Source organism: Streptomyces sp., from assembly GCF_035644915.1.
Classification (GTDB): Bacteria; Actinomycetota; Actinomycetes; order Streptomycetales; family Streptomycetaceae; genus Streptomyces.
This window is the reverse complement of the sequence record NZ_DASQNP010000070.1, coordinates 62,620-74,597: the sequence shown is the minus strand read 5'-3', so window position 1 is coordinate 74,597 and position 11,978 is coordinate 62,620. Positions and strand designations below refer to the sequence as shown.

Genomic DNA, 11,978 nt, shown 5'->3' with positions numbered 1-11,978 from the left:
CAAGCGTAGGTTTCTGCCTTCGCGTGGCGATACTCACGGGTTGGCCATCTGGACAGAAGCGCTCCGGAGGCGGAGTATCAAATGAGCACGGTCGGCACCGGATGAGCATGCCGCAGCATCCGGGTCGCAGCCCCCACGGGGCCGAGCCTGAAATACGGACACCAGAAAACGGATATACGTGCGATATCCGTCAAAAACCCTCAACCTCTGGAGCGATTGTGGCGCGCAGTACTGCGGCTCCCGGCAACACGACCCCCACCCGGCATCGGGAACTGATCGCCTGGGTGGACGAGATCGCCGCCCTCACCCAGCCCGACCGCATCGTGTGGTGCGACGGCTCGGAGGCGGAGTACGAGCGGTTGTGCGCAGAACTGGTCGAGAAGGGCACCTTCACCAAACTCGATCCGATCAAGCGCCCCAACTCGTACTACGCCGCCTCCGACCCGACGGACGTGGCACGCGTGGAGGACCGCACCTTCATCTGCTCCGAGAAGCAGGAGGACGCGGGCCCGACCAACCACTGGATGGACCCCGCGGAGATGCGGGAGATCTTCACGGGCAAGGACGGCCGGGGCGGCATCTTCCGTGGTTCGATGCGCGGCCGGACGATGTACGTGGTCCCCTTCTGCATGGGCCCGCTGGGCTCCCCTCTCTCGGCGCTGGGCGTGGAGATCACGGACTCCGCGTACGTGGCCGTCTCCATGCGGACGATGACCCGCATGGGCAGCGCCGTGCTGGAGGAGCTGGGCGAGGACGGGACGTTCGTCAAGGCGGTGCACAGCGTCGGCGCCCCGCTGGAGCCGGGCCAGGCCGACGTGCCGTGGCCGTGCAACTCCACCAAGTACATCTCCCACTTCCCCGAGACGCGCGAGATCTGGTCCTACGGCTCGGGCTACGGCGGCAACGCCCTGCTGGGCAAGAAGTGCTACGCCCTGCGCATCGCCTCGGTGATGGCCCGCGACGAGGGCTGGCTCGCCGAGCACATGCTCATCCTGAAGCTGACGCCGCCCCGCGGCGAGGCGAAGTACGTGGCCGCGGCCTTCCCCAGCGCGTGCGGCAAGACCAACCTCGCGATGCTGGAGCCGACGATCCCCGGCTGGACGGTCGAGACGATCGGCGACGACATCGCCTGGATGCGCTTCGGCGAGGACGGCCGCCTCTACGCGATCAACCCCGAGGCGGGCTTCTTCGGCGTGGCGCCGGGCACGGGCGAGCACACCAACGCCAACGCGATGAAGACCCTGTGGGGCAACGCGATCTTCACCAACGTCGCGCTCACCGACGACGGCGACGTGTGGTGGGAGGGCATGACCGAGGAGCCCCCGGCCCACCTGACGGACTGGCGGGGCAACGACTGGACGCCCGGGTCCGGCACCCCGGCCGCGCACCCCAACGCCCGCTTCACCGTGCCGGCGTCGCAGTGCCCGATCATCGCGCCGGAGTGGGAGGACCCCAGGGGCGTGCCGATCTCGGCGATCCTCTTCGGCGGCCGCCGGGCGAGCGCGGTGCCGCTGGTGACGGAGTCGTTCGACTGGCAGCACGGCGTCTTCCTCGGCGCCAACGTGGCGTCGGAGAAGACGGCGGCGGCCGAGGGCAAGGTCGGCGAGCTGCGCCGCGACCCGTTCGCCATGCTGCCGTTCTGCGGCTACAACATGGGCGACTACATGGGTCACTGGCTGGAGGTCGGCGCCAAGGCCGACCCGGCGAAGCTGCCGAAGATCTACTACGTCAACTGGTTCCGCAAGAACGACGCGGGCGAGTTCGTCTGGCCGGGCTTCGGCGAGAACAGCCGCGTGCTGAAGTGGATCGTCGGCCGCCTGAACGGCGAGGCGGAGGGCGTGGAGACGCCCATCGGCATCGTCCCGACGGAGGAGGCCCTGGACACCGACGGCCTGGAGCTGTCCCGGGAGGACCTGCGGTTCCTGCTGACCGTGGACAGGGACGTCTGGCGCGAGGAGGCCGCCCTCATCCCCGAGCACCTGAACACCTTCGGCGACCGCACGCCGAAGGAGATGTGGGACGAGTACCGCGCCCTGGTCGAGCGGCTGGGCTGAGCCCGGCCGGGTCCGGCCCGTCGGCCCCCGTCCCGGTGCGGCGCACCGGGACGGGGGCCGACGGCCTTCCGGCGCGGGGGGACCGCGGCGGGAGCGGCCCGCGCCCCGCCGGCGGAACACGGTCCGCCGGGCCTGCGTCCGACCGGTCCCGGCCGGTCAGCCGACCTCGGTCAGGCCGAGCGCCCGGGCGTGGGCCTCCATCCGCTCGGCGGCCAGTCCGGCGGCCTCGGTGTTCGAGCGGGAGGTGGCCACCACCAGGGCCTGCCCGGCGAGGGTGTGGGCCCGCTGGTGGAGGGCGGCCACCCGGGAGTCGCCGCCCGCACCGGCCGACGGGGTGGCCCGCAGCGGGGCGCGGCCCCCGCACAGCCGGGCGACCTGGGCCTCCAGCCGCTGCGCGGCCTCGTCCAGCTCCGCGCTCGGGGCGAACACCCGGAGCTCGTCGGTCACGGTCAGCAGAGCGGTCAGATGGCCGGCGAGCCGGTTGTCCAGCTCCTCCTCGCGGGAACGACGCGGGAAACCGCCCTCGGTCTTGGCCGGATCGGCCATGGTGTGGACCGACGGCGTGCGGATCGGTTCGTACATGGATGGCCTCCTGGCAGGTGCAGGAGTCCATCCTAACTTAGACAGTGTCTAAAGTTGCCGTCGGTACAAGGGTACTTCGGAGCGTTCGGGACCGGGCACGGAAAGCACCGTGCGCCGGCCGGTACCGCTCGGTACTGCCGGTCAGTACTGGCTGTAACCGTCGAGGAAGGACCCGATCCGCCGCACCGCGTCGGAGAGGTCCTGCACGGTCGGCAGCGTGACGATGCGGAAGTGGTCCGGCTCGGGCCAGTTGAAGCCCGTGCCGTGGACGACCATGATCTTCTCCTCCCGCAGCAGGTCGAGGACCATCTGCCGGTCGTCCTTGATCTTGTAGACCTTGGGGTCCAGCCGCGGGAAGAGGTACAGCGCGCCCTTGGGCTTCACGCACGTCACGCCCGGGATGGCGGTGAGCAGGTCGTACGCCGCGTCGCGCTGCTCCAGCAGCCGGCCGCCCGGCAGCACCAGGTCGTTGATCGACTGCCGGCCGCCCAGCGCGGCGGCCACCGTGTACTGGGCGGGCATGTTGGCGCACAGCCGCATGTTCGCCAGGATCGTCAGGCCCTCGATGTAGCTGGCGGCGTGCGCCTTGGGACCGCACACGGCCATCCAGCCGCTGCGGTAGCCGGCCACCCGGTACGCCTTGGAGAGCCCGTTGAAGGTGATGGTGAGCAGGTCCGGGGCGATGGCGGCGGTGGGGGTGTGGGTGGCGCCGTCGTAGAGGATCTTGTCGTAGATCTCGTCGGAGTAGACGATCAGGTTGTGCCGGCGGGCGATGTCCGTCAGCCCGCGCAGCAGCTCGTCGTCGTAGACCGCGCCGGTCGGGTTGTTGGGATTGATGACGACGATCGCCTTGGTGCGGTCGGTCACCTTGCGTTCGACGTCGGTGAGGTCGGGCATCCAGTCGGACTGCTCGTCGCAGCGGTAGTGCACGGCCGTCCCGCCCGACAGGGCCACCGCCGCCGTCCACAGCGGGTAGTCCGGCGCCGGCACCAGCACCTCGTCGCCGTCGTCGAGCAGCGCCTGCATCGCCATCTGGATGAGCTCGGAGACGCCGTTGCCGAGGTAGACGTCCTCGATGTCCAGGTCGATGCCCTTGGTCTGGTAGTGCTGCATCACCGCGCGCCGGGCCGCCGGCAGGCCCTTGGCGTCGCCGTAGCCGTGCGCGGACCCCGCGTTGCGGAGCATGTCCTCCAGGATCTCCGGCGGGCACTCGAACCCGAAGGGCGCGGGGTTGCCGGTGTTGAGCTTGAGGATGCGGTGACCCGCCGCCTCCAACCGCATGGCTTCCTCGAGAACCGGACCCCGGATCTCGTAGCAGACATTGGCGAGTTTCGTCGACTGGATCACCTGCATACCGGCCACTGTACGGGGGCCCCGTACGGGCCGCTCCGTGTTTTTCCCCACGCGGGTGACGCGCGGGTGACGCGGGTGCGCGGTGCCCGCCCGCACGCGCCCGGCCGTCCGCCGGGTCACGGTGCCCGCACGGACCGTGGCGTCGACGTGGGCCGATGTCCGACAATGGTCTCCATGGCCCCTGCACGCACCTCGTCCGCCGCCGCGCCCAAGCTCGGCCTGCGGGAGCGGAAGAAGATCCGGACCCGCAGGGCGATCCGGCAGGCGGCATACCGGCTCTTCGCCGAGCAGGGGTACGACGCCACCCCCGTCGACCAGATCGCCGAGGCCGCGGAGGTCTCCCCGAGCACCGTCTTCCGGTACTTCCCGACCAAGGAGGACATCGTCCTCGCCGACGAGTACGACTCCCTGATCGAGGAGGAGCTGCGCGGCCGCCCGCCCGGCGAGCCCCCGGTGCGGGCCGTGCGGGAGGCCCTGTGCTCGGCCCTGGAGCGGATGTACGAGGAGGACTTCGCCGAGATCGACCAGCGCGTCCGGCTGGTCCTCGGCGTGCCGGCCGTCCGCGCCCGTCTGGCCGAGCACAACGCGGTCACCGGCCGGATGCTGACCCGGGTGCTGTCGGAGCGGACCGGGCGGCCGGAGGACGACCTGGAGCTGCGCGTCGTCACGGCCGCGATGCTGGGCTGCCTGAACGAGGCGCTGTTCCACTGGGCGGAGCACGGCATGCGGGGCGACGTGGGCGAGCAGGTCGGCCGCGCCCTCGCCGTGCTGGAGCGCGGCCTCACCCTCTGAAGGCCCCTCCGAAGACCCGCCCCGCACGCCCCGCTGAGAACCCGCGGGTTCCGCGGGGCCCGGGCGGCTCAGGCCCTGACGGCCTCCGCCGTCCCCACCGTGTCCGCCAGCCGCTCCGCGTCGGCCGTGGGGGCGTCGCACACGAAGTGGTGGCAGACGTACGCCGCCGGACGGCCGTCCAGCAGCGGCCGGTCCCGCAGCAGCGGCCCGGCCTCGTCCGCCCCCGGCTCCCCGACGGCCACCACGGCGCCGGGTGCGGTGGCCAGCAGGGCGGTGCGGTGCAGCTCGGCGGTGGCGGGATCGCCGGCCGGGCCGACCACCGCGATCTCGCGCGGGCCGTCCAGGGCCGCCTCGGCGGCGGCCAGTCCCCAGCCGATGAAGCGCGGGACGCGCGGGCCCAGCGCCCGTACGACGCCCAGCGCCCGCTCCGCCGCCTCGCGGTGCCGGGCGCTGCCGGTGTGGGCGGCGTAGGCCAGCAGGGCCGCGGCGGCGGCCGTCCAGCCGGAGGGGGCCGCGTTGTCGGTGGGGTCCTGGGGGCGGCGGATGAGCCGCTCGGCGTCGTCGGCGGTGTCGTACAGGGTGCCGTCGTCGGCGGTGAAGCGGTCCAGCACGGTCTGGAGCAGGGTGCCGGCCAGCTCCAGCCAGCAGGTCTCGCCGGTCACCGAGTACAGGGCGAGGAAGCCCTCGGCCACGTCGCCGTAGTCCTCCAGCACCCCGGCCCCGGAGCCCGCCACCCCGTCGCGGGAGGTGCGCACCAGGCGTCCGCGCTCGTCGGTGTGGACGGCGATGAGGAGGTCGGCGGCGGCGGTGGCTGCCTCGACCAGGTCCGGGCGGCCGAAGTACGCGCCGGTCTCGGCGAGCGCGGCGACGGCCAGCCCGTTCCAGGCGGTGACGACCTTGTCGTCCCGGCCGGGGCGCGGGCGCCGCTCGCGGGCGGCCAGCAGCCGCTGCCGCACGGACTCGATCCGCCCGGCGTCGACGGGCCCGTCGCCGTCGGGCAGTTGGAGGACGGAGGCGCCCTCCTCGAAGGTGCCCTCGTCGGTCACCCCGAAGTACGCGGCGGCCAGTTCGGCGTCCTCCTCGCCGAGGACCTCGCGGAGCTGCGCGGGCGTCCAGACGTAGTAGGCGCCCTCCTTGTGGCGGCCGGTGCCGTCGTCGCTGTCGGCGTCCAGCGCGGAGGCGAACCCGCCCTGGGGCGTGCGCAGTTCGCGCACCATGAAGTCGGCGGTCTCCAGCGCGACCCGCCGCGCCCGCTCGCTGCCGGTGGCGCGCCACAGGTGCGCGTACGCCCGGCACAGCAGCGCGTTGTCGTAGAGCATCTTCTCGAAGTGGGGCACCACCCACCGCGCGTCCACCGAGTAGCGGGCGAAGCCGCCGCCGAGCTGGTCGTAGATCCCGCCGCGGGCCATCGCCTCGCAGGTCGCCTCGGCCATCTGCAGCGCGCCCTCGGAGCCGGTGCGGGCGTGGTGCCGCAGCAGGAACTCCAGCACCATCGACGGCGGGAACTTGGGCGCGCCGCCGAAGCCGCCGTACGCGGGGTCGAAGTCGCGGGTCAGCGCGAGCAGCGCGGCCCCCAGCTCCTCGGGGCCGGGCGGCTGGGGCCGCGTGCCCTCGGCGTACCCGATGCTCCGTCCGGACAGTTCCGTCACGATCCGCCCCGCGACCTCGGCGACCTCCTCCCGGCGGCCGGTCCAGGCGGCGTGCACCCCTTCCAGCACCTGCCGGAAGGACGGCATGCCGCTCCGGGGCTCCGGCGGGAAGTAGGTGCCGAAGTAGAACGGCTCGCCGTCGGGGGTGAGGAAGACGGTCATGGGCCAGCCGCCGTGCCCGGTGGCGGCCTGGACGGCCTCCATGTAGACGGCGTCGACGTCCGGCCGCTCCTCGCGGTCGACCTTGACGGACACGTAGTGGGCGTTGAGGTAGGCGGCGGTGGCCTCGTCGGCGAAGGACTCCTCGGCCATCACGTGGCACCAGTGGCAGCTCGAGTAGCCGACGCTGAGCAGCACCGGCACGTCCCGCCGGCGCGCCTCGTCGAACGCCTCCGGCGACCAGGGCCACCAGTCGACCGGGTTGTCGGCGTGCTGCAGGAGGTAGGGGGACGTCTCGGCGGCGAGTCGGTTGGCCATGTCCCCATCCTGCCTCTTCCGCGTCCCGGACCGGGAACCCCGCCGAAGGCCGCGCCGTAAGCCGCGCCGGGGACCGCCGGTTCCGGGCGGCGTCCGCGGCCCGCCCGCGCCTCCCCGTACTCCATGGGACGCGGGCGGGCCGCCGGCCGGTCAGGACGCGCGGCGCGCCGAGGGGGCGCCGGCGGGGGTCAGGAGTTCGCCGCCTGGATGTCCGACAGCGCCTGGTTGAAGCGCGTGAGCAGGTCGCAGAAGACGGTGCGCTCGTCCTCGCTCCACTCCCGCGTCAGCAGCGCCATCAACTCGCGCCGCGAGGCGCGGACCTGCTCCAGCCGCGAGACGCCGCGGGGGGAGAGCTGGAGGACGACCGCGCGGCCGTCGTCGGGGTGCGAGGTGCGCTTGACGAGGCCGGACTCGACCAGCGGCGCCACCTGGCGGGTCACGGTCGAGGAGTCGATCCCCATGCCCGCGGCGAGCGCCTTGACGCCCGTCGGTCCGTCCTGGTCGAGCCGGTTGAGCAGCAGGTACGCGGCCCGGTCCATGGAGTTGCGGGCCTGTCCGACACCGCCGAGCCGGGTCTGCTCCGCACGGCGCGCGAAGAGGGCGACCTGGTGCTGGAGGGCGTCGAGGAGGGCGGTGGGGTCGTCCCGTTCCTGGTCCCGGTCCGCGGGGCTGGGTGTGGGGGACACGCTGGCGTCGCTCGTTTCGTCGTGGGGGTGGGCGGTCGTCATGTCCGGGTGCGTGGGCATGGCCGGTTGCTCGCTTCTATGGAAGTACGGGGGTACGACGGTCTGAGGGTTTGCCACAGAGTACGCGGCCCGGGCCCGCCCCGTACCGGCGCCGTACGAATAGGCCGGCACCGTCCGCGGCGCCGCAGGTGACCGCCGTCGGGCCCCTCCGCGGACGGTCCCGGAACGCTCCGGGGACGCTCCGGAAAGCCCCGCGGGACGGCCCGGGAAACGGTCGGGGACACGGTCCGGAGGCGGTCCGGGGGGCGCCGTCGCGGCACCGGGCTGCCAGACTGGCGGCATGGTCGCAAGCCCTGACCGGCACACCGGTCCCGATGACGCTCCGGCCCTCTCCCTCGACGACATCAGGGCCGCCCAGAAGACGCTCTCCGGGGTGGCCCGGGTGACGGCGCTGGAGGGCAGCCGTCACCTGAGCGAACTGGTGGGCGCACCGGTCCACCTCAAGTGCGAGAACCTCCAGCGCACCGGCTCGTTCAAGGTGCGCGGCGCGTACGTGCGGATCGCCGCGATGCCCGCGCGGGAGCGGGCCCGCGGGGTCGTCGCGGCCAGCGCGGGCAACCACGCGCAGGGCGTCGCCCTGGCCGCCTCCCTGCTCGGGGTGCGCTCGACGGTCTTCATGCCGGCGGGCGCGCCGCTGCCGAAGGTGGCCGCGACGCGCGACTACGGCGCCCGGGTGCGGCTGCACGGGCAGGTGGTGGACGAGACGCTGCGGGCGGCGCAGGAGTACGCGGCCGAGACCGGCGCGGTCTTCATCCACCCCTTCGACCACCCCGACGTCGTGGCCGGGCAGGGCACGGTCGGCCTGGAGATCCTGGAGCAGTGCCCGGAGGTGCGCACGATCGTCGTCGGCGTCGGCGGCGGCGGGCTGGTGGCCGGGGTGGCGCTGGCGGTGAAGTCGCTCCGTCCGGACGTGCGCGTGATCGGGGTGCAGGCCGAGGGCGCGGCGGCGTACCCGCCCTCGCTGGCCGCCGGCCGCCCGGTGGCGCTGGAGTCGGTCTCGACGATGGCGGACGGCATCAAGGTCGGGCGGCCCGGCGACGTGCCGTTCAAAATCGTTGGCGAACTGGTGGACGAGGTCCGTACGGTGTCCGAGGACGCGCTCTCCAGCGCGCTGCTGCTCTGCCTGGAGCGGGCCAAGCTCGTCGTCGAACCCGCCGGGGCCAGTCCGGTGGCGGCCCTGCTGTCCGACCCGGAGTCCTTCGAGGGGCCGGTGGTGGCCGTGCTCTCCGGGGGCAACGTCGATCCGCTGGTGCTGCAGCGGACGCTGCGGCACGGCATGGCGGCGGCGGGGCGGTACCTGTCGCTCCGGCTGCGGCTGACGGACCGGCCGGGGGCGCTGGCCGCGCTCCTGGGGGAGTTGTCAGTGGCGGACGCTAACGTCCTCGACGTGAGCCACGTACGGACCGATCCCCGCCTCGGGCTCACGGAGGCGGAGGTGGAGGTGCATCTGGAGACCAAGGGTCCACAGCACTGCGCCGAGGTGACGGCGGCGCTCCGTCGTGCCGGTTACACGGTGATGGGCTGAGTCGGGCGCGGGCGCCCGGCGCGCCCCGGGTGCCTCGGCCGTCCCGGGAGGATGCCGCGGGCACCGGGCGGACACGGCACGGACCATCGCGTATCGCGATTGATTTGACGCGATATATCGCGTCGTGCATAGTGCTGACCCACACCGTGCCCGCGGTGTGACCGCGCGTTCCCGTCCGTGCCGGACACGTCCGGCACGGACGAATCCCTTCCGACTTTCACGACCACCCACACCCATGGGAGAACTCCATGCCAGGTGCCATCTACGCCGAGGGGCTGGTCAAGACCTTCGGCGACGTCAGGGCTCTGGACGGTGTCGACCTCGACGTCCCGGAAGGCACCGTGCTGGGCCTGCTGGGGCCGAACGGCGCCGGGAAGACCACCACCGTCCGTGTGCTGACCACCCTGCTGCGGCCCGACAGCGGCCGCGCCGTCGTGGCGGGGATCGACGTCCTCGCCCATCCCCACGAGGTCCGCCGCTCCATCGGCCTGTCGGGACAGTTCGCCGCCGTCGACGAGTACCTGACGGGCCGGGAGAACCTCCAGATGGTCGGCCGCCTCTACCAGATGTCCGCACGTGACGCGAAGCGCCGGGCGGACGAGCTGCTGGAGCGGTTCAACCTCACCGAGGCCGCCGACCGGACCACCAAGACGTACTCCGGCGGCATGCGCCGCCGGCTCGACCTCGCCGCCGCGCTGGTCGTCAGCCCGCCCGTGATGTTCATGGACGAGCCGACCACCGGCCTGGACCCCCGCAACCGCCAGGCGCTGTGGGAGGTCATCGAGGAGCTGGTCTCCGGCGGCACCACGCTGCTGCTGACCACGCAGTACCTGGAGGAGGCCGACCGCCTCGCCCACGACATCGCGGTCGTCGACCACGGGCGGGTCATCGCCCGCGGCACCTCCGACCAGCTCAAGGCGCAGATCGGCGGCGAGCGCATCGAGGTGGTCGTGCACGAGCGCGACACCATCGGCACCGCCGAGGAGGTCCTGCGCGGCATCGGCAAGGGCGCGGTCACCCTGGAGGAGCACACCCGCAAGCTGACCGTCCCGGTGGTCGGCGGCGCCAAGCTGCTCGCCGAGGCCATCCGCGAGCTGGACGCCCGCGGCGTCGAGATCGACGACATCGGCCTGCGCCGTCCGACCCTCGACGACGTGTTCATCTCGCTGACCGGCCACGCCGCCGAGGAGACCGGCGGCGAAGACGTCCCCGGGAGCGCCGGCCGCCCCGCCGCTCGGAAGGAGAGTGTCCAGTGAGCACCACCACCGGCCCGGCGACCGCCACCCGGGTCCCCTCGTCGGGCGGCGGCCTCCGCCAGTCCCTGACGGACTCGCTGATCATCGCCCAGCGCAACCTGATCCGGATGCTCCGCATCCCGGAAGTGGTCATCTTCGGCCTGATCCAGCCGATCATGTTCGTGGTGCTGTTCAGCTACGTCTTCGGCGGCTCGATCAACATCCCCGGCGCCGGCCTGGACCCGGACGCCTACCGCGAGTTCCTGATGGCGGGCATCTTCGCCCAGACGGTCACCTTCGCCACGGCCGGCGCGGGCGCGGGCATCGCCGAGGACATGCACAAGGGCCTCATCGACCGCTTCCGCTCCCTGCCGATGGCACGCGGCGCGGTCCTCACCGGCCGGACCCTCGCCGACCTCGTCCAGACCGCGCTGACCCTGGTGGTGCTGGCCGTCGTGGCGCTGCTCGTCGGCTGGCGGGCCCACGAGGGCGTCCTCAAGGCGCTGGCGGGCTTCGGCCTGCTGCTCCTGCTGGGGTACGCCTTCACCTGGATCGGCGCGCTGATCGGCCTGTCCGTGCGCACCCCGGAGGCGGCGACCTCCGGCGGGCTGATCTGGCTGTTCCCGCTGACGTTCATCTCGATCGCCTTCGTGCCGTCGGAGAACATGCCGTCCTTCCTCCAGCACATCGCCGAGTGGAACCCGTTCAGCGCCACCGTGCTGGCGGCCCGCGAGCTGTTCGGCAACCTCCCGGCGGGCTACCGGGCGCCCGACGCCTGGCCCATGCAGAACCCGGAGCTGGCCTCGCTGCTGTGGTCGGTGCTGATCATCGCGCTCTTCCGCACCCTGGCGGTGCGCAAGTACCGCTCGGCCGCCTGACCCGGCCGGCGCAGGCCCGCCCGGCACGCGGCACACCGCCCCCGGCGGTCACGGGACGTCCCGTGACCGCCGGGGGCGTTCGTCTGGGGCGTGCGGGTGCGCGGGGGCGCGCGGAGGTCAGCCCTGGTACGGCTTGGCGTCGAGGATCCTCACCGACGCCTGCTTGCCGTTGGGCAGCTCGTACTGCGCGTCCGAGCCGACCTTCTTGCCGTTCACGGCCGAGCCCAGCGGGGACTGCGGGGAGTAGGTCTCGACGTCCGAGCTCGCGTACTCACGGGAGGCGAGGAGGAAGGTCAGCGTGTCGTCCTCGTCGCCGTCGAACGCGACGGTGACCACCATGCCGGGTGCGACCACGCCGGTGTCCGCCGGGGGCTCGCCGACCTTGGCGTTCTCCAGCAACTGGGTGAGCTGGCGTACCCTCAGCTCCTGCTTGCCCTGCTCCTCCTTGGCCGCGTGGTAACCGCCGTTCTCACGGAGGTCACCCTCCTCGCGGGCCGCCTCGATCTTCTTGGCGATCTCGGCGCGGGCAGGACCCGACAGGTACTCCAGCTCGGCCTTGAGCTGGTCGTACGCCTCCTGGGTGAGCCAGGTGACGTTGTCGCTGGTCTGGGTCACAGGTGCTCCTCGTCGGTACTCGGGATATAAAGCAACGCCCTACCCGCAAGCGTGCGCCTTCATGGGTGGGCG

Annotated in this window: 10 protein-coding genes; 5 read left to right on the top strand and 5 right to left on the bottom strand. The window is 72.7% G+C overall.

From position 1 onward, the window contains the following. Nucleotides 1-218: 218 nt before the first annotated feature. Nucleotides 219-2,054 (top strand): phosphoenolpyruvate carboxykinase (GTP), encoded by a 1,836-nt coding sequence (locus VE546_RS07310; protein ID WP_324919778.1) that lies wholly within the window; start codon nt 219-221, stop codon nt 2,052-2,054. Nucleotides 2,055-2,210: 156 nt separating this feature from the next. On the opposite strand, the gene VE546_RS07305 is transcribed toward VE546_RS07310, so the two are convergent. Further along, complete coding sequence (locus tag VE546_RS07305) at nt 2,211-2,636, bottom strand: hypothetical protein (RefSeq protein WP_324919776.1); 426 nt, start codon at nt 2,634-2,636, stop codon at nt 2,211-2,213. A 141-nt stretch (nt 2,637-2,777) separates the two neighbouring features. Further along, nucleotides 2,778-3,989 carry a pyridoxal phosphate-dependent aminotransferase gene (locus VE546_RS07300; RefSeq protein ID WP_324919774.1) on the bottom strand — a complete coding sequence of 404 codons (1,212 nt, stop codon included), beginning with the start codon at nt 3,987-3,989 and terminating at the stop codon, nt 2,778-2,780. Between the two features lie 174 nt (nt 3,990-4,163). On the opposite strand from VE546_RS07300, the gene VE546_RS07295 reads away from it, so the two are divergent. After that, nucleotides 4,164-4,781, top strand: a complete 618-nt coding sequence (locus tag VE546_RS07295) for a TetR/AcrR family transcriptional regulator (RefSeq protein WP_324919772.1) — start codon at nt 4,164-4,166, stop codon at nt 4,779-4,781. A 68-nt stretch (nt 4,782-4,849) separates the two neighbouring features. Here the strand turns inward: VE546_RS07295 and VE546_RS07290 are convergent, their stop codons facing one another. Then, on the bottom strand, nt 4,850-6,907 hold the full coding sequence (locus tag VE546_RS07290) for a thioredoxin domain-containing protein (protein WP_324919770.1): 2,058 nt from the start codon (nt 6,905-6,907) through the stop codon (nt 4,850-4,852). 188 nt (nt 6,908-7,095) lie between these two features. Then, the gene (locus VE546_RS07285) at nt 7,096-7,653 is read right to left on the bottom strand and encodes a MarR family transcriptional regulator (RefSeq protein ID WP_324919768.1); all 558 of its coding nucleotides are present in this window, start codon (nt 7,651-7,653) and stop codon (nt 7,096-7,098) included. 280 nt (nt 7,654-7,933) lie between these two features. Here VE546_RS07285 and ilvA point away from each other — a divergent pair, with 280 nt between their 5' ends. From ilvA to VE546_RS07270, 3 genes are all read left to right on the top strand, one after another. Then, complete coding sequence (gene ilvA / locus VE546_RS07280) at nt 7,934-9,178, top strand: threonine ammonia-lyase (protein ID WP_324919766.1); 1,245 nt, start codon at nt 7,934-7,936, stop codon at nt 9,176-9,178. Nucleotides 9,179-9,426: 248 nt separating this feature from the next. Continuing rightward, nucleotides 9,427-10,434, top strand: coding sequence for an ATP-binding cassette domain-containing protein (locus tag VE546_RS07275; RefSeq protein ID WP_324919764.1), 1,008 nt, complete (start codon nt 9,427-9,429; stop codon nt 10,432-10,434). Continuing rightward, nucleotides 10,431-11,291: an ABC transporter permease gene (locus VE546_RS07270; RefSeq protein ID WP_324919762.1), complete on the top strand. Its 861-nt coding sequence runs from the start codon at nt 10,431-10,433 to the stop codon at nt 11,289-11,291. The genes VE546_RS07275 and VE546_RS07270 overlap by 4 nt, the downstream gene beginning before the upstream one ends. A gap of 117 nt (nt 11,292-11,408) precedes the next feature. Here the strand turns inward: VE546_RS07270 and greA are convergent, their stop codons facing one another. Next, a complete protein-coding gene (greA, locus tag VE546_RS07265; protein ID WP_324919760.1) occupies nt 11,409-11,906 on the bottom strand; it encodes a transcription elongation factor GreA in 498 nt (165 codons plus the stop codon). Between the last annotated feature and the right edge of the window lie 72 nt (nt 11,907-11,978).